This is a genomic window from Streptomyces sp. NPDC096324, from assembly GCF_044763015.1.
In the GTDB taxonomy this organism is placed as follows: domain Bacteria; phylum Actinomycetota; class Actinomycetes; order Streptomycetales; family Streptomycetaceae; genus Streptomyces.
The window spans coordinates 528320-547742 of record NZ_JBIWFK010000003.1 but is presented as its reverse complement, the minus strand read 5'-3'; the positions used below and the strand labels follow the sequence as shown (position 1 = coordinate 547742).

General features: G+C 67.7%; 10 protein-coding genes. 1 reads left to right on the top strand and 9 read right to left on the bottom strand.

Translation table 11 applies throughout. From position 1 onward, the window contains the following. Nucleotides 1-28 precede the first annotated feature (28 nt). Together ACIQ7M_RS09750 and ACIQ7M_RS09745 are read right to left on the bottom strand one after the other, a co-directional pair. The gene (locus ACIQ7M_RS09750) at nucleotides 29-1237 is read right to left on the bottom strand and encodes a hypothetical protein (protein WP_403641823.1); all 1209 of its coding nucleotides are present in this window, start codon (nucleotides 1235-1237) and stop codon (nucleotides 29-31) included. Nucleotides 1238-1344: 107 nt separating this feature from the next. Continuing rightward, the gene (locus ACIQ7M_RS09745) at nucleotides 1345-2895 is read right to left on the bottom strand and encodes an alkaline phosphatase D family protein (protein ID WP_403641820.1); all 1551 of its coding nucleotides are present in this window, start codon (nucleotides 2893-2895) and stop codon (nucleotides 1345-1347) included. A 238-nt stretch (nucleotides 2896-3133) separates the two neighbouring features. Here ACIQ7M_RS09745 and ACIQ7M_RS09740 point away from each other — a divergent pair, with 238 nt between their 5' ends. After that, nucleotides 3134-3364 carry a hypothetical protein gene (locus ACIQ7M_RS09740; protein ID WP_403641817.1) on the top strand — a complete coding sequence of 77 codons (231 nt, stop codon included), beginning with the start codon at nucleotides 3134-3136 and terminating at the stop codon, nucleotides 3362-3364. Here the strand turns inward: ACIQ7M_RS09740 and obgE are convergent. The 7 genes from obgE to ACIQ7M_RS09705 all read right to left on the bottom strand — a co-directional run bounded on the left by obgE (nucleotide 3361) and on the right by ACIQ7M_RS09705 (nucleotide 18817). Further along, nucleotides 3361-4797: a GTPase ObgE gene (gene obgE / locus ACIQ7M_RS09735; protein WP_386985427.1), complete on the bottom strand. Its 1437-nt coding sequence runs from the start codon at nucleotides 4795-4797 to the stop codon at nucleotides 3361-3363. The two genes, ACIQ7M_RS09740 and obgE, sit on opposite strands and share 4 nt — an antisense overlap. 216 nt (nucleotides 4798-5013) lie before the next feature. Continuing rightward, the gene (gene rpmA / locus ACIQ7M_RS09730; RefSeq protein WP_037618784.1) at nucleotides 5014-5268 is read right to left on the bottom strand and encodes a 50S ribosomal protein L27; all 255 of its coding nucleotides are present in this window, start codon (nucleotides 5266-5268) and stop codon (nucleotides 5014-5016) included. A 16-nt stretch (nucleotides 5269-5284) separates the two neighbouring features. Beyond that, nucleotides 5285-5605, bottom strand: coding sequence for a 50S ribosomal protein L21 (gene rplU, locus ACIQ7M_RS09725; RefSeq protein WP_164320786.1), 321 nt, complete (start codon nucleotides 5603-5605; stop codon nucleotides 5285-5287). A 491-nt stretch (nucleotides 5606-6096) separates the two neighbouring features. Beyond that, a complete protein-coding gene (locus ACIQ7M_RS09720; protein ID WP_403641814.1) occupies nucleotides 6097-6492 on the bottom strand; it encodes a hypothetical protein in 396 nt (131 codons plus the stop codon). A 1-nt stretch (nucleotide 6493) separates the two neighbouring features. After that, on the bottom strand, nucleotides 6494-13384 hold the full coding sequence (locus ACIQ7M_RS09715) for an RHS repeat-associated core domain-containing protein (RefSeq protein ID WP_403641811.1): 6891 nt from the start codon (nucleotides 13382-13384) through the stop codon (nucleotides 6494-6496). 334 nt (nucleotides 13385-13718) lie between these two features. Then, nucleotides 13719-17369, bottom strand: coding sequence for a LamG-like jellyroll fold domain-containing protein (locus tag ACIQ7M_RS09710; RefSeq protein ID WP_403641808.1), 3651 nt, complete (start codon nucleotides 17367-17369; stop codon nucleotides 13719-13721). A gap of 50 nt (nucleotides 17370-17419) precedes the next feature. After that, nucleotides 17420-18817, bottom strand: a complete 1398-nt coding sequence (locus tag ACIQ7M_RS09705) for an integrin alpha (RefSeq protein ID WP_403641805.1) — start codon at nucleotides 18815-18817, stop codon at nucleotides 17420-17422. Nucleotides 18818-19423 lie beyond the last annotated feature (606 nt).

Here is a 19423-nt window from a genome sequence, read left to right as displayed (position 1 = left end):
GTAACTGCACACGGCTCGCGCGCGATTCTCACCTTCGCTTCATGCGCTTGAGCATCCGGTGACCCAGGACACGGACGAGTTCCCCCGACGGCGTCTGATGAACCGATCGGATCGTGGTGGCACGCACGGACTCCGCGGCGACCACGGCGAGCGCCCCGTACAGCGCCTGGGCGGCGGCCTCGGGGTCGATCCGGGGCGTGGTCCGCGCGGGGCCGAGCGGCGACGACGGCGGCACGGCGGACAACGGAGCCGGGTCGCCCAGGACCCGTACACCCGTGGCGCCGATCCGTTCGGCCATCGCCTCACCGATGACCGCGGCTGCCTCCAGAGCCCACACCGGAGTACTGATCCCGATGTCGTCCGACGACGGGCGGCGGGATTTCCTCATCCGTGGGACGGCGCCGTTGCGCACGAGTTTCGAATAGATCTCGTCCGGAAGTCCATTTCCGCGGAATTCCCTGTTGAGTATCCGCAGCATTTCGGTCTCGGCCGACGTGAGGGAACGACGGGAGGTGTCCGGGACCTCCGCCAGCAGACCGCGAGGCAGCGCCAGCAGGGACTCGAACGTGCGCGTCAGGCCACCGCGGTCGCGATCGTCGACCACCGCGACCGTGACGTTCCCGGCGCCCACGACCCGGACCCAGCGCTCGACGAGCCGGTCGTGCCGGTGCCGCCGCCAGAAGCTCGGGGTGGGCTTCTCGTACGGAGCCCTGCGCAGCATGTGGTCGAGCCAGTCCTCGTATCCCGTGCGCAGCCCGTTCTGGACGTACTGCTGCCACTGCGAGGGCATGATCGTGGCCAGCGGGCTCAGCGTGACCAGGACATGGAGGCGGTCGCGGTCGCCGTCACGGTCGCGGTCGCGGACCAGGTCGTCGACGATCCGCGCGACGGTCGCGTCGTCGGGGGCGTCCGCGAAGAACTCGCTGCTGATCAGCGAGGTCCGGCCGCCGGTGGCGTGCACCGCGTCGAGGAGCCGCCGCCAGTGCCGCTCGTCCGGCCGGGCGTCGCCCGTCATCCCGGGCCGGCCGCAGACCGCGAGGGCGGCTTCCACCGGGTGCCCGCCGTGCGCGGGGAAGTCGACGCCCCGGGCGGCCATCGCGTCCTTCGCGGCGAACAGCGCGCCCTGGACCGAGGCGGTTCCGGGCGCGTGCGGACCGATGTGCAGCAGCCGGGTTCCGACGGGCAGGGGCGCGCCGCTCACGGGTGCCGTCGCAGGTGTCGAACGGTCGGTCTCCATGGTGAGGGGACGTTAACGACGGATGCTGAGCACGACCTGAGAATGCCCTGGGACTCCGGTGAGTCCCAGGGCGGCTGTTCCGTCGTACGGGCCTCGCGCCCGGTCCGTCACACGAGCCGTACGCCCGGCTCCCCCGCGTCGACCCGCAGACGGGCCCGGGTGCTGGAGGCGGCGTCCGGCTTCAGCACCGTCTCCGGGACGCGCACCTGGGCATCGATCCTGTCCCGTCGGATGTCGAAGAGGTGGTAACCGCGGTGGGCGTCGATGAACTTCCAGTGCGGATTGTCCGGCATCCGCGGGTCCCACTGCTTGTGGAAGGCCACCTGGTCCTGATCGCCGCCGCTGGAGATGGAGGTCCCGACGAACTCGGCGCCGACGACGTCGGAGTCCGGGTCGGCGAAGTCCTCCTTGAGGTCGCTGACCATCGTGAGGTGCCGGTCGCCGGTGAGGACGACGGGGTTGCGGATGCCCGCGAACTCCTTCATGAGGGCGTTGCGTTCGGCCTGGTAGCCGTCCCAGGCGTCGTAGTACCAGAGCTTGCCCTCGCCGACCTGGAGGTCGGTCTCGGCCATCATGATCTGCGAGGCGACGAGGTTCCAGCGGGCCGGTGACTGGTGCAGGCCGCCGAGCAGCCACTTCCTCTGCGCCGCGCCGAGCATGGTGAGCGAGGGGTTCTCGGCGCCCTCCTGGCCGGTCGCCTGGTCGCTGCGGAACTGCCGGGTGTCGAGGACGTTCAGCCGGGCGAGGCGTCCGAAGTCCAGCCGCCGGTACATCCGGATGTGCGGCCCGTTCGGGATCGCGGTGGCCCGGACCGGCATGTGCTCGTAGTACGCCTGGTAGGCGGCGGCCAGCCGGACCACGAACGCGGCGTGGGTCTGCTTGTCCGGGTCCTGCGGGATCTGCCCGGCGAAGTCGTTGTCGACCTCGTGGTCGTCGAAGGTGACCACCCAGGGGGCGTTCGCGTGCATCGCCGCGAGGTGCGGGTCGCTGCGGTACTGGGCGTACCGGTTGCGGTACTGGACGAGGGTGTACGGCTCCCCGGAGCCCTCGTGCCGGCGCACGGCCGTCGCCGACGGCGAGGACTCGTAGACGTAGTCGCCGACGAACAGGACGACGTCGGGGTCCTGTTCGAGCATGTCGGCGTACGGGGTGAAGTAGCCGTTCTGCCAGTTCTGGCAGGAGGCGAGCGCGACGCGCAGCGAGCCGCCCGCGCTGTCGGGGTGCGGCGCGGTACGGGTCCGGCCGGTCGGCGAGATGCGGCCGCCGGCGCGGAAGCGGTACCAGTAGGGGCGGTCCGGGCGCAGCCCGCGGACGTCGACGTGGACGCTGTGGCCGTACTCCGGACGCGCCTGCGCGGTGCCGCGGCGCACCCGCTTGCGGAACCGGGCGTCCTCGGCGATCTCCCAGCCGACCGGTACCACGCGGTGGGGCATGCCGCCGCCGTGCAACGGGTCGGGAGCGAGCCGGGTCCACAGCACGACGGCGTCCGGCAGCGGGTCGCCGGAGGCGATACCGAGGCTGAACACGTTCTCGGGCAAGGGGGGTTCGGCCGCACGCGCGGTGCCGGGCAGCCAGATCTGGGTGGAGGCGGCGGCGCCGAGCACGGCGGCCGAGGCGGTGAGAAAGTGGCGTCGATCGCGTGAGGCTGCTCCGGACATCGGCGAACTCCCTTGCGTCGGTTGCCTCTTGGACACCCAAAAGCTCACACTGCGCAGCGGCCCGCCTCTTGAACAAAACGCATCATAGGCATGACAAATGCACGAGCAACCAACGACTCGCCACAGCGAGAATCTCTGACGTCCCTTCAGCGGACTCCGTCATGACTCCCGGCGTCCCGGCGTCCCGGCGTCCCGGCGTCCCGGCGTCCCGGCGTCCCGGCGTCCGATGATCCTGACGGTGCTGACGGTGCTGACGCGCTGGGTGATCGCGACGGCGGCCGGCGTGCGCGCCCTCGCCCTCGCCCTCGCCCATGCGAACCCGGGCACGTCGGGCACGTCGGGCACGTCGGGCACGTCGGGCACGTCGCCTCCGGCGGTCGGCTCCGGCCGGGAACGCGAAACGGGCGCGGAGAGGAAGATCCTCTCCGCGCCCGTCACAGATCCCGGCCGGGGCCGGTCGACGGCCTAGAACGGCTCGAAGTCGTCGTACTCCTTCTGCGACTCGTCCCGCTCGGCCTGCTTGTCGCGGCGGCGCTGGGCGGCGGGGCGAGGCTCCTCGAGGCGGTGGTCCTCGCCACGGCGGCCGAGCATCTCCGCACCGGCCATGACCGTCGGCTCCCAGTCGAAGACGACCGCGTTCTCCTCGGGTCCGATGGCGACGCCGTCGCCCGAGCGGGCGCCCACCTTCATCAGCTGCGCCTCGACACCGAGACGGTTGAGGCGGTCGGCGAGGTAGCCGACGGCCTCGTCGTTGTTGAAGTCGGTCTGACGGACCCAGCGCTCCGGCTTCTCGCCGCGCACGCGGAAGAGGCCGTCCTCCTCCTGCACCACGGTGAAGCCGGCGTCGTCGACGGCCTTCGGGCGGATGACGATGCGGGTCGCCTCCTCCTTGGGCTTCGCGGCACGCGCGGCGGCGACCATCTCGGCGAGTGCGAAGGACAGCTCCCTGAGGCCCATGTGAGCGACCGCGGACACCTCGAAGACGCGGTAGCCGCGGCTTTCCAGGTCCGGGCGGACCATCTCCGCGAGGTCCTTGCCGTCCGGTACGTCGATCTTGTTGAGGACGACCATGCGCGGACGCTTGTCCAGACCGCCGTACTGCTTGAGCTCCTCCTCGATGATGTCGAGGTCGGAGATCGGGTCACGCTCGGATTCGAGGGTGGCCGTGTCCAGGATGTGGACGAGCACGCTGCACCGCTCCACGTGGCGCAGGAACTCCAGGCCGAGGCCCTTGCCCTGGCTGGCGCCGGGGATGAGGCCGGGCACGTCCGCGATCGTGTAGACGGTCTCGCCCGCGGTCACCACGCCCAGGTTCGGGACGAGGGTCGTGAAGGGGTAGTCCGCGATCTTCGGCTTGGCGGCGGAGAGGACCGAGATGAGCGAGGACTTGCCGGCGCTCGGGTAGCCGACGAGCGCCACGTCGGCGACGGTCTTCAGCTCCAGGACGATGTCCTGCATGCCTCCGGGCACGCCGAGCAGCGCGAAGCCGGGCGCCTTGCGGCGGGCGGAGGACAGCGCCGCGTTGCCGAGGCCGCCGCGGCCGCCCTCGGCGGCGATGTACGTGGTGCCCTGGCCGACGAGGTCAGCGAGGACGTTGCCCGCGTTGTCGAGCACGACCGTGCCGTCCGGCACGGGCAGGACGAGGTCCTGGCCGTCCTTGCCGGAACGGTTGCCGCCCTCGCCGGGCTTGCCGCTGGTCGCCTTGCGGTGCGGTGAGTGGTGATAGTCGAGCAGCGTGGTGACGGACTGGTCGACGACCAGGATCACGTCACCGCCACGGCCGCCGTTGCCGCCGTCCGGGCCGCCGAGCGGCTTGAACTTCTCCCGGTGTACGGAGGCACAGCCGTGACCTCCGCTACCCGCGGCGACGTGCAGATCGACGCGGTCCACGAAGGTGGTCATGTGGGGTGCCTCCAGCACTTCGGTTACTTCGATACGTACGCACTTCGGATACCTCAGTACGTACGGAATGTCTCTTACGTAACACGCGAAAGGCGGACCCTCTTCCCGTGGGGGAAGTGAGGTCCGCCTCGCGAAGAACTTCGGTTCTACGGAGCCTGGGCCCCGAGGCCTTCGATCCGGTCCGCGTGGAACCGGATCAGCCTCGATGGGACTGGATCAGGCGACCGGAACGATGTTCACGACCTTGCGGCCACGGTGCGTGCCGAACTCGACCGCACCGGCGGCCAGCGCGAACAGCGTGTCGTCCTTGCCACGGCCGACGCTGACGCCGGGGTGGAAGTGGGTGCCACGCTGGCGGACCAGGATCTCACCGGCGTTGACGGTCTGACCGCCGAAGCGCTTCACGCCGAGCCGCTGAGCGTTGGAGTCGCGACCGTTCCGAGTGGACGATGCGCCCTTCTTGTGTGCCATGTCTCAGTCCCTACCCTTACTTCGCAGCCGCGGGGATCTCAGTGACCTTGATCGCCGTGTACTGCTGGCGGTGGCCCTGACGACGGCGGTAGCCGGTCTTGTTCTTGTAGCGAAGGATGTCGATCTTGACGCCCTTGTGGTGGTCCACGATCTCGGCCTGGACCTTGATGCCCGCGAGGACCCAGGGGTCGCTCGTCACGGCTTCGCCGTCGACAACGAGCAGGGTCGAGAGCTCGACCGTGTCGCCAACCTTGGCGGTGGGAATCTTGTCAACCTCAACGATGTCGCCGACAGCAACCTTGTGCTGGCGACCACCGCTGCGCACGATGGCGTACACGCGGATCTCTCTTTCGCTCGGAACGGAACCCCGCAGTCCAGCCACCCGGGAACGAACACGGGCGAGCCTCTCCCAGCCACCACGGCAACCGAGGCGACCGGGAGGAAGAGGTTTACGGGGATGCGGCAGGTCATTCGACATGCCGACGGTCAAGGTTACGGGGCCCGGCTTGAGGGGTCAAACCGGGCCGGGCCTGCCGATCGCGTGACCCCTGGCCGGCCTTGGGATGCTCGCTCTGCTCTACGGCGAACTCGAGGGTGTCGAGGTCGAAGGGCCCTGGAATCCGCGCAGGCCGTGCGACCGGCTGCACATCCAGCATGAACCATGGACCTCCTCGGCCGTACGCTCCACTCCCCTGCCGAGACCGCTAATCAGCCTCACCCGACGACACTCAACCCTCTGCGCACCCCGTCCGCTGACGTTGCCGTCAAACTCCAGAGGCCCCACCAGATAAAATCCCGGTGGGGCCTCTCACATTCCGCCGCTCTCAATCAGTCTGGCACTACTTCCCAAACTCCGAGTATCTCAGCGAAATCAGTGGTCCGGACTATCAGATTCGGCAATCCCGGCTTAACAGCCAGAATCCCGTCAACGATGCGTCGCGCTTCGATCGAGCCGAGCCCACCAGTGACTGGCCAAACCTGCACACCTCGACCTATCTCCCCGAACTCTTCACAGAGGGTTGCGCTATCCGAATCAGGGATTTCCCATAGAGCGAAGAGCCTGTCGTCGAGAACGGATGTTTCAAGTCGCTCCGCGAACAACTTGAAATACCAACCGACATTTCCACCCCGACGCCTCAGGATCCCTTCGAGTGGCCCATCACGCCAATCGAGGATGACCATGACCTCGGGCTGACCAAGCCTCCCTATCGAACTCTCACTCAATTTACCTCCTCCCAAAAACGGCATTGAATGCTCTTTGGATTCTCGAATCTACCGGCTTCGGAACTATCAAAGTGTGATGCATTGGAAGGTTCCGGGTTGGGGTGAATATCAAGGAGAATCCTGCTTCCTCTATTTGCCCCCTGGTCGCTACCGACGCACCCTCAACCGGGCCATCGACCGCACGGACCGAAAGTCCATGCCCGAATGACTTGGGGTTCTCTTCGGCATTCTGCGCTTGAGCCGAAATTCGCCCCGTGCTCTCCTTGCTGGTCCCAAGCCGCGCAAAATTTTGATCAGCGCTACACGTGCAGGGCTGACCAAACTCAGGACCGCCCGAACTGCAGTTGTGAACTAGGACCGAAGTGGCCCCCGCCAGCACATAGTACGTGTGCAGATCACTGACCGTGAGGTTGTGGACCGTGGCTGTCAGCACCGTCCAACGCTTGACCCCCGCGACCCGGACCCGCGTCCCCGCCTTGGTGCTCAGCCACTCACCCGGCTTGAGCTTGGTGGCCTGGAACCATTCTCCGAGTTCCGGTACCCAGAAGGGGTGCCCGTCGGTCGCGGTGACCGAAGCGGTCTTGGTCCCCTTCTTGCCGTCGGTGTCGACGGTGACCTTGACGAGGTGCTTGAGTCCCGTGCCCTTGATCTCGGCAGTGACCGTCTCGGCCTTATTGCTCCCCGGGTTCTCCGGGTCGGCGGCGAGGACCTTGTCGCCGATGTCGACGTCCTTGATCGCCTTTGTGGTGCCATCGGCCATCAGCACTCTGGTGTCAGGCGTGAAGCTGTTGGCGACCTTGCACTCCTTGGCCAGCTTCTCGGCTTCCTTCGCCGCCTTTCTGGTTTTGCGCCAGCCCTTGAATTCGCTCCAGAGCTTCTTGCCGAGACCGACAATCCGCTTGGCTACGGCGGCGGCCTTGCCCCAACGGAGCGCGTACTTGGTCGCCAGACGTGCGAGGGGGCCACCGCCGATCAGCGAACCGACGACATTGGCGACGGTGGCGCCGCAGGAGCCGAGGCTGCCTGTGGTGAAGCAGTCGAGGGCGTCGGTGATGCCGAGTTCGTCGGCGATGATCTCGCCGAGTTCCTTGGCGATGGCGATCGCGCGCCGCTTGGCGGCGTCCTCCTTGGCCCGGGCCTGGTCTGCCTTGGCCTCTGCAGCTGTGTCGACCGAACCGGCGCCGTTTCCGTTGCCTCCGCCACTTCCACCCGTGGAAACGCTGCCGTTGCCCTGGCCTTTCCCGTCCTTGTTGATGGTGTCGATGGTGTCCTTGGTGCAGCTGTAGTTGGAGAGACCACAGCTTTCGAGCCCCGAGGGGTCACTACGCGTCACCGGACTGTTGTTGGCGTAGGCGTAGCCGTTGATCTGCTGCGGGTCGGCGTAGTCGACGATCGGGTCGGCGGAGATGAAGCGGCCGGTGTCGGCGTCGTACTCGCGTGCCCCGAGGGTGACCAGGCCTGTGGACGCCTGGACGGTGCCGCCCACGAAGCCCTTGTCGTTGACCCACGACGTTCCGGAAGCGGACGACTCGTCACGGGTGTTGCCGAACGGGTCCGTGCGTCGGCGTGACGTCACGCCCGTCTTGGCGTCGATGGAGAGATCCGCCGTGCCCTGGTGATCCGCGGCGAGGAAGTGCACCCCGCTCGCGTCCCGCATCGCCACCGTGGTCGCACCGAAGGTGTAGTAGCGGGTCGCGGTCACCTTGGACGTGGCCTTGTCCAGGTGAAGTTCCGTGCCGGGCAGGTAGAAGGTCTTCTCGGTGGGCGTGTCCCGCAGGATGCGCTCACCCGAAGCGTCGTACTTGTACGACGTCACCGTCCCGTCCGCGTTGGTGACCTGCGTCAGCTCGTTCTGCTTGTCCCAGTCGAGGGTCTGCGTGTCACCGGACAGGACCCGTGTGTGGGTGTTGCCCGAGCTGTCATAGGTGTAGGTGTCCTGGGACGTGACCTGCGGCGTGGTGCCGGTGGCCTCTGTCTTCTCGACAACCTTCGAGACGGTGTGCGGACCGGAGTCCGTGCCGTTCGGACCGGAGCCCTTGCCATAGGTGTAGTCGCGGGTCGAGGTGCCGGCACCGTTCAGGCCGTGGCGCACCTCGCTCTTGCGGTTGCCGACGGAGTCGTAGCCGTACTCCGTCCAGTAAGGGGAGGCTCCGCCGACCGTCGAGGCAGACGCGCCCGAGGAGCAGGCCGCTTCCGTGCTGCCGGTTCCCGAGGCACCGCCGGGCGTCGTGGACGAGGTCCACGCGTCCGTCAGGCGGCTCAGCCCGTCGTAGGTGAAGCACTGCACATCGCTCGCGCCGGTACTCGGGGTGTCGGCGATGGAGAGGATGTTGCCGCTGGCGTCGTACGTGTAGTCGGCGTTGTATGCCTTGCTCGCTCCGCTCTCGACTCTGACGTTGGAGTTCTTGAGCCGGTCGGTACCCGCCTCGTAGTTGTACGACAGCCAGGTCTTCTTGTCGCCGCTGGCACCCGTGTACAGCTCGAGCTGTTCCAGGTTGGACGTGGGCGAGTACGTCACGTCCGTGACGTAACTGAGGCCGCCGAGCGAGGTGGTGAGGCCCGACGGGCGCTGCAGGTCGTCGTAGCCGTACTTGAGCGCCTCGGCCGGCACGTCACCGGCTGCGGGCAGCCCCTGCCCCTGCACCGAACTGTCGTCGTTGTACTGGGCCGTGTACTCGTACGTGCCGCCCAGTTGCGGCTCGGCCGTCTTCGACAGGGTGTACTTCGTCGAGGTCGGCTTGTAGTCGTTGTCCGAGTCGAGGACGGGGTAGATCACCGACGAGTAGACCGCGCCGTCCTTGTACGTGTAGTTGCCGTACAGCTCCCCCTTGAAGATCGTGTCGTACTTCGTCACCGACAGCTTGGTGCCGGTGTCCGCCTCGCCCTGCCAGGTCGAGATCCCCCGGCCCAGCTCGTCGTACTTCATCGACGTCTTGGTGCCGTTGAGCGTGACCGAGGTCGGCCGGTCCATCGTGTCGTAGGTGAACGTGGAGGTACCGGTGTCGGGGTCGACAGCCGTCTTCTTCCGCCCCATCTGGTCGTAGTCGTACGACCAGACGTTCCCGGCGTCGTCCGTCACCTTCGACAACTGGCCCGAGGGCTTGTAGTCGTACGACGTGGTGACCGTGTCACCTCCCGCGGGGTACTCGATCTGCTTCGTCGCCTGCTCCCGCGCGTCGGACACGACCGTGACGGTCGGCTGCCCAGCCGGCGGATTCGTCGTGGTCCTGTCGCCGCCGTACGTGTACGTGGTGCGGTACTTCTCCGCACCCGCGACCTTGAAGATCGACGCCGTGGCGCGGCTCGCGCCGTCGTACTCCGTGACCGTCTGCGCGTCCAGGTCCTCGTCGCGAGGCACGAACAGAGTGGAGGACGTGGCACCGGAGGCGTAGTAGGTGTCGTTGACCTTGGCCACGCGGTTGGAGCCGTCGTAGACGGTGTCGGCGACCATGCGGCCGCCTCCGTCACCCTCGCTCTGTTGCTGACGCGGGCGCAGCAGACCGTCGTACAGCGTCCACTCGCTGCCGTACGAGGTGCCGTCGTTCTCGATCTTCTGGGTGTGGACGGCGGTCGGGCCGGAGTCGCCACGGATCAGGTAGTCGTACTTAACCGACGGCGTCAGGCCGATGCGGTCGGAGAGCCAGACGGAGGTCAGGCGGCCCAGGCCGTCGTAGGCCAGCTCGGTGCGTTTGCCGTTCTCGTCTACCTTGGCGCTCGGCACGCCCCACTGGGGGGCGTACTCGGTCCAGGTCGTCCAGCCCAGGGTGTTGGTGACCGTGGACTTCGTGGCCAGACCGTAGGCGTTTTCCGCGTAGACGGTCGTCGTGGTGTGGTTTTCCGGGTCCTTGACCGTGAGCGGACGTCCGTAGGAGTCGTACGTCGTGTCGGCGGTCGTCTGGTAAGTGGCCGCCGTGCCGTCATGGGCCGTCAGGCGCTTGACGAGGGTCGCGTCACCCTTGGTCGGGGCCGCGCCCAGCGTGGTCGAACCGTCGTACAGGGTCAGGTCGTCGGAGAGGACCTGGGTGGCGCGGTTGGGTGTCGTGGCACAGTCCACGGCGACCGTTTCCGTACGCGAGACGTACGTGTACAGGTGGGCACTCGCGTTGTCCGCGTACTCGGTACGCGTGCACTGGTTGTCGGCGACGCCGACCTCACCGTCGTCGTCGACCTGGGTGATACGGCCGGTCGCGCTGTCGTACACGTTGGTGGAGCGGGCGTTGCGCCAGCCGCCCGCGGCGAGGGCCGTGTAGGAGTTGGTGGCTCCCTTCGCCACATAGCGCGACTTGTGGGTACCCCAGTCGTGGGTCTCGGTCCCGGTGACCGCGGTCCACGGCTCGGTGACGGCTTTCTCGGTGATCTTGTCACCGTTGTAGGTGACCGTCTCCAGCTCGAAGCCGGCCTTCCAGTCCGAGTCGGTGTACTCGACGCCGTTGGAGTCGGTCACGCTCGCGGGGCGGGTGGCTCCGCTCTTGTCGACGTCCCCGTCGAGGCCCCTGAAGAAGGTGTGCTCGGTCTTGGTGTTGGAGGCGGAGTTGGTGCCGGCGGAGGTCTCGACACGGACCTTGCCGTAGCCGCGCCAGTCGCCCCACGTGCGGTACTCGTCCTTGGTGATGCCGTCGGCCTTGACCTTGCGCCAGCCGGCGTCGCCCAGATAGGTGTACGAAGTGACCTGGTTGGGGCTGCCGCCGGTCAGGTCGTTCTCGACGACCGACGCGACCACGTACTTGTGGAACCAGTCCACGATCGGATCGGTGGCACCCGGAGGAGCCCACTTCACCGGGAAGCAGCGCTTGGTCGACGAGTCCTCTGCCGGAAGGCTGCTCGTCGTGCACTGCGTGTCGGCATAGTTGACGCTGAGCACACCGCCCGACTCGCTCTTCACCGCGGAGAGCCGGAAACGGTAGAAGGGCTGCAGGTTGTCGCCTGTCACGTCGACACGGTTGGCGAGCTGCTTGCCGTCGAGCTCGACCGACGGCACGGAGGCGTCGGTGCCCACCTTGCCGGTGTGGCTGATGCCGTTCAGCCACAGCGACTTGGAAGCGTCGCCGTTGTCGGTGAAGATGTGGGAGAGGCTCCACTCGTCGACCGGGCTGTACGTGGAGTCGCCGGTCCGGATCTGTGTCGTGATCTTGGTGAGTTTCTTGCGGGTCCAGAAGGTCGGCGAGTTCTGGCCGGGACACTTGGTGTCGGCCTTGCAGTTCTGGTCCCAGGGAACGTCGGGCCAGTCCGCCGCCGTGGAATCCGTGAGCGCGCCGGTCGAGCAGTCGGTCAGGGAACCGATGCAGCGTTCCGCGGTGGTGAACACGACCTGGGCGGCCGGCTTGGTGGAGTACGCCTTGCCCACGCGCTGGCCGTAGTCGACGCGCTTGAGGTAGCCACCGCGGATGTAGGGCTTGCCGTTCTCGGTGGTCTTCAGGCCCTGGGTGTAGTAGTTCGTCTCCTTGCCGTAGAAGTACGACATGACGTTGCCGTGCGGGTCGATGACGTGGTCGAGGTTCCATCGCCAGGCCTGCGTGCAGTACGCGTTGGCGAAGGTGGCGTTGTAGCAGGGCTCGCCCGAATCGTCGCCGTAGACGGGGACTGTCCAGGTGGAGTCGGTCTCCTCGTTGCCGGTGGCGTAGCCGGGCAGCCGGTTCAGACCGAAGAAGTACTGGCTGCCGTCGCCGGTCGTGACCTTCCAGTACTCGCCGTCGTTGTCGCCATTGGTGGCACCGGTCAGGTGTTCGACCTTGGAGTTGTCGTCATTGCCGATCCGCCACTTGCCCGTGGTGTCGTCCTTGACGATCTCCCCGGAGGTGCCACCCGTGAGGGAGAGCGTCGCGTTGTCGAACGCCCAGCACTGGTCGCCGAGGTTGGCGGCCTGACCGTCGTCGGCGCAGCCCTTGTAGGTGCGCTCGATGTAGCCGGGGTCGTAGGAGAAGCCCTGGCCGACCCACGAGCCCTGGTTGTTCGTGGCCGCGGTCTGACCGTCGATCGACTGGGAGTTGTAACTGAAGCCGATCGGAGGCTGCGTCCCGCCCGGTACGGGCGGGACGGTCAGGGGGTACGACCAGGTGAACGCGCCCGAGTTGGTGTCGACGCCCCATTCCGAGGACGGCGACAGGCCGGTCGCCTTGTAGTCGCCCTGGCCGCCACCGCTGCTCGCGGTGGCCGCGAGCACGGTCGCCGAGGAAGTACCGGCCACCGCGGTCATCAGCTGGGAACTGGTTCCCGACGTGTCACCGGCCGCGGCGACCTTCGCCGTCAGCGTCTGCCGCGCCGCGTTGTTGCTGCTCTTCAGATACGTCGGAGTCGAGCAGCCCTTCTTCTCGGGCGTGGTCAGCACACACTCGGGGTACTGCGCGAGCCGCAGCCGGGAGCCGTAGCCGCCGCCGTAGGCGTCCGCGAAGTCCGAGTAGTCCAGGGTGACCTGGGCGTCACCCTTGGCGCTCTCGCCGTCCGTGCGGGCGACGGTGAACAGGACTCCGTCCACGCCGGCGGCCTGGGCCGCCTTGCGGCCCAGCACCTCGACGCGCACGGAATCGGCGCTCTTGTCCCCTGCGACGGCCTTGGCCGTCAGGGGCAGGCCGGCGGCCTTGGCCGCTCTGCCGGAGAGGGCGACCTCGGCGTCGCCCGCCTTGGGCCAGTGGGCCTCGGCGGCGTGCTTGACCGCGGCCTTCTCGGCCGCGTCGGCCTTGTTGTACTTCTTGGCCTTGGCGTTCTTGCCACGGACCGGATCGTCGAGATCGGTCTGGGACTTGGGCCTGGTCTGACCCGTGGCGGCTGCGGCCTCGGTCGGGACGTACTGCGGGAGCAGCCCTATGGACAGCGCCAGACCGAGGACCAGCGCGGTGCGGCGACTGCCGCTGCGCCGGCCCGGTCTGGCAGACCGGAACCAGGGGGGCGAGGACATGACATCTCCAGGTGAATCGAACAGCCGGCATCGGGCGATGGCGGCGTCGGGGAGCGGTTCAGAAGCGGGAAATCCCGAGGCCGAAAACAGTTGGGACTGGGGGAAATCGGCCCACGGAAGCTGTCGGAATCGAAGGGTCGACGTGAGGAAGCGGCCGGAGCCGAGGAAATCCGCGCCAGGAAGCAACAGGACGTGTGGACGGGCAGCTGTGTGCCGTCCGTCCACACGTCCGGAGTTCGGGCGGACCCCGCGCCCCGAAGGGGCGCGGGACTGTGCCGTCGGCGGTTCCGCCCCGCGGGGACCGCGGCGCCGGAACCGCCTTCTTACGGAGCGCCTACGTCTCGTCGATGCTCGCGCCGGCCGGCATGACCGCCACCAGCGAGACCAGCGACGCGTCCAGCGGCCCCTGGTACATACGCACTTCGTCGATGGCGCCGGAGAAGTACTCGCTACCGGCCGAGCCGGTCAGGGTCCGGCCGATCTGGAGGCCCGTCTTGCCGAAGTCCCACGTGTTGTCCCAGGGCGCCGTGGCTGCGGCGACACCATTGACGTACAGGAGCACATCGCCGAAGACCGCGTTGTAGACGAGGGCCAGATGGTCGCCGTCGCCCTCCGAACTGGGCAGGTCACCGTTGTCCAGGACGGTGGTGGTGACCGGGGCGGCCGTGTCGGCGCCCGTCACCGCCAGCTGCCAGCGGTTGCTCGCGGCCAGGTACTTCACCGTGACCGCGCTGCCGTTCGTGCCGGACAGCGACAGAACCGTCTCGTTGGTGCCCGGGTTCGTCGCGGCGAGCCGGGCGCGGGCGGTCAGCGTGAAGCTGTCCTGTGCGGAGAGCAGACCCGCGGCCCTGGACGCGTAGGCGTTCGTGCCGTTCAGCGCCAGGTGTCCGTCACCCCACAGGGGCTCGGCCGGGGGTACGCAGTCCGGATCGAGCTCGGGATCGCAGGAGTCGTCGGGCAGGTAGATGGAGGCTCCGCCACCCATCGTCAGCCCGGTGCCGCCACCTGTCTCGGGCGAGACGGCAGCAGTCGCCTCGTCGAGCTGCCAGTAGGCGAGCTGGTGGGGCTGGATGCCGCCCAGTTCCTGACCCTCGGTCTCCGGGATGACCCGGTCGTGCAGCTTGACGTCGGCCACGCTGCCCTTGAGGTAGCTGGTGTAGCCGCCGAGGGAGAGCTTGCGGCCGATCTGCAGGCCCCCGGTGGCGTTCCAGGTGGTGCGCCGGGCCTGGACGTCGTCGGCGACCAGGACGCCGTTGACGTAGAGCATCATCTTGCCGAGTTCCGCGTCGTAGACCCCGATGAGGTGGGTCCAGACCTCAGGAACGGCAGCGGCTCCCGAGACCTTCCAGGTGCCGAGCGACTCCATGTCGCTGACCGGTGTCCGGAACGTCCACGACTTGGTGTCGACGTCGTAACCGAGCTCGAATCCGGGCTGGGACGTACCGTCCTGGCTGACGACGGTGACGTTCTCGGTGGGCAGCGTGGGCAGCATCACCCAGGCGCTCACGGAGAAGGTCTTTCCCGTGTCGACGGCCGGTGCGCCGGCGTCCAGGTAGGCGTTCGCGGTGCCGTCCAGAGAGGCGGAGGTGTCGGTGGAGCCGAGCGGTCCACGGGCCCCGAAGGTCACCCCGGAACCGGCGGTGGCACTGGGTGCGCCGTTGGTGCCGGCCGCCTTCGAGGCGCCCTTGGCGTCACCGAGCGTCCAGCCCGCGACCGGGGCACGGCCGTCGCTGACCAGGAAGGTATGGGTGGTCGAGGTCAACTGCGGGTTGCCCGCTCCGTCGATCGCCGTGACGTGCAGGAAGTACGGGCCTTCACTCGGCGGCATCCAGCGGATGGTGGCCGGGCCACCGGTCGATTCGGCGTTCACCGTCACCGGCGTGCTCACGGCTTGCGGCCCGGTGAAGTAGTACTTGTACTTCGTCACATCGGTGGACGGCGAGTCCATGGTGAAGTTGCCGTAGTCACCGGTGCCCGCGTGCCAGGCGTCGTCGTCCGGGTACAGGGCCGAGGTGATCACGGCCGCCTTGGGCTTGGTGCTGTCGAAGATGAACTCGCAGCGGGTCTGGTCACCGTCGGTGGACCAGGGACCCCACGACGTCTGGTCGTAGCCCTGGACCGCCCAGGCGATGGTGGTGTTCGGCGGGATGGTGAAGCCCGGCTCGCCGTCGCCGGAGACGTCGCTGCCGATGACGTACTTGAACACGACCTGGCCGGTGTTGCCCTTGCCGCTGGTGTTCTGTTTGCCGAGCGTCGCGTAGTGGTCGACTTCGACACCGGAGCTGTTCGTCCACCAGACCTTGAACTTCGCCTGCAGGGACTCGGTGTTGTTGCCAAGGTCGTGGTGGTCGTAGTCCTCGATCACCGCGGTCACGTGCGGCGCTTCGGTCACGTAGTGCTGGGTCGCCTTGCCGTACTCGCACGCGCCGCCGGGAGCCATCTCCAGCTGGTCCGTGTCCGGCTGGAGCGGCGGCCGGTTGTACGTCACCGAGACGTACCCGTTGCCGCAGAAGCGCTTCCAGTACGAGGTGTCGGACTCGCTGGCCGCCTTGAGACGGAACGTGGTGGTGTCCCAGCCGCTGTCGGCCGCCTTCTGGATCGCGCTCTTGGCGTCGAACCGCACGTTCTGGTTGGTCGACGTGCAGGAACCCGCCGGGTTGGTCGGTGACTTGGAGGCGACGGCGGCCTTCGAGGACGGCTGGTTGGACCAGTTCGTCGACGAGCTGATCGCGCTCGCGCCACTGCTGTTGACCCGAGCCAGCTGGACCTCACGCGCGGAGTCGCTGTAGGTGAACACCATCGTCACCGCGAACTCGGCGTCGACGATGTCCTTGCCCTCGAAGGTCCCCGTGGGGATCGCGAAGAACTGCCGCTTGACGTCGTCACTGCTGGCGCAGCGGAAGGACACGTCGGACGGGCAGCGGCCCACGCCCTCGTCGTCGTCGAACTTCCAGTACGAGTTGGAGGACCAGTGCGAGGACACCATGGTCCAGCTGCTGCGGTTGGCGGTCTTGACGACGGGGTCGATGTAGACCGGGAACACCGTGTCTTCGTCGGCGAGCAGCCGGGCGTCCGGGGTGAGCGTCATGGTGTCCGGCGCCAGGCCGACGGCCACATCCGCGACTTGGGCTCCATCGGGAGGTGTGACCGCCTCGGTGTCCGCGGTCGCCTGGGCCGACGGGGAGGGCGACGGCTTCGCACCGTCCGCGGTCCCATCCCCGTGGCTGGAGTCCCACATCAGCGGCTGCGGCGCCTCGAAGACCGTGCCTCCGGAGCCGCTGTCGGTGGCGGTCAGGCCGCCGTCCGCGGTCTTCTTCAGCTCGACCGACGAGGAGGACTCCATGGGCAGTTCGAGTCGGGCCAGCTCGGGGTTGGCCGCCGCCTTCGCGTCCTTGACCACCAGGACGTGCGAGAAGCCCTCGGCACTGGCGGTGACCTTGAGGTCGACGCCGTCCATGACGTTCTTGTACGTGGCGGTCGAACCGTCGATCTTCGGCTTGGGCAGTTCGCTCGGCCAGTCGAGGGCCAGCGAGCGTCCGTCCTTGTCTATCTCGGCGAACGTCGAATCGCCGCCGCCGGAGAAGGACATGGCGGTGAGCGCGGCCCGCGGCGCGTACGACCCGTTCCGCTGCCTGACCAACGTCGTGTCGATCGCCGTCCACTTGCCGTCCTTGCGGGTGCGGACGGGCTGTACGTACTGGGTGACGGTGAAGGTGCCGTCCGGGTTGGCGACGGTGGTGCTTCGCTCGTCGCGCAGGCTCATCACCTCAACGGAGGAACCCGACTTGGCGGCCTTGGCCTGCGCCGCGTCCTGGGTGAGTGCCGGGCCTTCGGAGCCCTTCGCGGCCTTCGTCACATCGGCCTGCGTCGCTCCACCGAGGGTGGACGCGCCGCTCATACCGGTCGTCAGCAGGGCCGCGAGGGCCGTGCCGACGGCGACGGCGCGACGCCTGCCGCGCGGTCTCTCGTGCGTACGGAGTTTCATCGTGCTGTGTTTCCCTCTCCCCGGACTCCCCGAAGTCCCTGAACCGCCGGTCATCCCACCACTCCGAACGCCACGCCCTCGTCGGGCAGCCCGGCCGAGCCGGGCTTGTACGTGGTGGCCCCGGTGCTCGTCGTACCGTCGATGTCCGTCCACGGGAGGACGTAGAGCGCTCCCTTGGGGCTGTCCGAAGCCTTGCTGTACGGCACTCCGACATAGAGGTTCGCGGTACCCGAGGTCAGGGCGAGGCCGTTGTAGTCGCGCGCGGTGGCGGTGCCCGGCAGACCTGAACCACGGACGAGGAGCTTGTCGGCGGTGCCGACGGACGCGTCCAGCGGGCGGAAGATCTGGATGGCGCCCGAGTCCTTCACCGAGGCCGTGTCCTTGCCCGGGGCCCCGACAGCGAGGCGGACGTTCGCTGTGCTGGTGACGACGCTGGTGTTGGTGTTGACGATCGTCACCCGCTGGCCGAAGAAGTCCCCGGCGACCGGGTCGCCCTCGACGTCGGGGCCGTTGGCGTCGATCCCCGCGATCTCCGTGTAGGCGCCCGAGGGCTGGATCCTCACGACCGACACGCCGCCCGCGTCGGCGACCGTGCCGATGTCCTCGTTCGAAACGCCGATCGCCAGCAGGGCATCGGAGTTGTACGTCTGGTCGCTCGGCCGGTAGTTCGTCATGGAGAGCGCGGTGCCGAAGCCGTCGCCCGCCTCGGCGACGCCCGACATGCCCGCGGCATCCTGGTCGAGCCCGACGAGGGGGGTGGGCAGCCCACCTGTCATTGTGTGACTGAAGACGGTGACACCACCCGCGAAGGTCTCACTGCCGATGGCCTCGCCCGGCGCGCCGACGGCGAAGTAGCGGTTGGTTCCCGTCAGGGAGTAGCCGAAGCGGTCATTCGACTCGACGACACCGGGGACGCCCGCGTCGTTCTGGTTCACCGGGACCCGGGTGGTGCCCTGCACGTACTCGATGCAGCCCGCGTCCCCGTAGGTGGTCCCGCTCTCGGTCACGTTCTCGCCGGGCACACCGACGACCAGGTAGGGCGCTCCGGTGGAGGTTTCGCCCGCCCTCACCGCGTAGCCGAACCAGTCGTACGCCTCGGTGGACGTGGTCGGGTCGAGCTGCGTCTGGGTGTACCCCTCGATGGCGGAGCCGGCGCCGATCCCGGCGGGCGTGCCATGGATGACGTAGACCGCTCCGGCGTCGACGAGTTGGCTCCCGTCCTTGGCGACATCCTCGTACGGGGTACCGACGACCAGATCCGTGCACCCGTCGCCGTCGGCGTCGTAGGACGTTCTGGAGAAGCCGAAGTGATCGCCCGCCTCGGGCGTGGCGGCCATACCGCTGGTCGCCTGGGAGATCTCGGAGACACCCTTGCCGCCTCCCAGGACGACGCGGACCAGTCCGGCACCCTTGGCCCCGCCCACGGTCGCGTTCGGATCCGCGATCACCGTGTCGGAGATTCCGTCACCGTTGAAGTCGGATGACGTTCCCGCCGTGCATGAGGCGACGGCCGCCGCCTGAGTCGACCCCAGGGAGACCAGTCCCACCGTAAAGAAAGCGCTTGCTAGTACAGCCGACAATCCTGCCAGCCGTGTACGCGTACGCACACCCCACCCCTCGCTGCTGCTTCGAGCGGACACACTCCGTCCACTCTGTGAATGTTGCTAACGGAGACTAAATATGGAGTGCATAAAGAGTGTCAAGCACAGATCAAAAGCCTTTCGCGTCCCTAAATTCCGCACGACGGGAAACGTCTCGGCGCTTTTCGATTCCAATGAGCAAGAAAAGCCCACCCGAGAGGAAGAGGTGGCAAAACGGCATTTCAGGCGTGATGGACCTCACTGCACGACCCACCCTCTTGACCCGACCATCACTTTATGAAGATAAGAAAACCACAACATCTTCACAAGGTGATTCGCGCGCATTCCACGCGCCGACCACAAACCCGGATTGCGCGGCCACGTCCACCGGCCCGTACCCGGTACGGGCCTCCGGGGCGTACTCACCCAACACACCGTCTACGACCTGGCGTAGGACCTCAACTCCCCAGCGCA

Coding starts and splice junctions, on each gene's coding strand:
- ACIQ7M_RS09750 (WP_403641823.1), bottom strand. CDS start 1,237: ATGGAGACCGACCGTTCGACACCTGCGACGGCACCCGTGAGCGGCGCG.
- ACIQ7M_RS09745 (WP_403641820.1), bottom strand. CDS start 2,895: ATGTCCGGAGCAGCCTCACGCGATCGACGCCACTTTCTCACCGCCTCG.
- obgE (WP_386985427.1), bottom strand. CDS start 4,797: ATGACCACCTTCGTGGACCGCGTCGATCTGCACGTCGCCGCGGGTAGC.
- rpmA (WP_037618784.1), bottom strand. CDS start 5,268: ATGGCACACAAGAAGGGCGCATCGTCCACTCGGAACGGTCGCGACTCC.
- ACIQ7M_RS09715 (WP_403641811.1), bottom strand. CDS start 13,384: ATGTCCTCGCCCCCCTGGTTCCGGTCTGCCAGACCGGGCCGGCGCAGC.
- ACIQ7M_RS09710 (WP_403641808.1), bottom strand. CDS start 17,369: ATGAAACTCCGTACGCACGAGAGACCGCGCGGCAGGCGTCGCGCCGTC.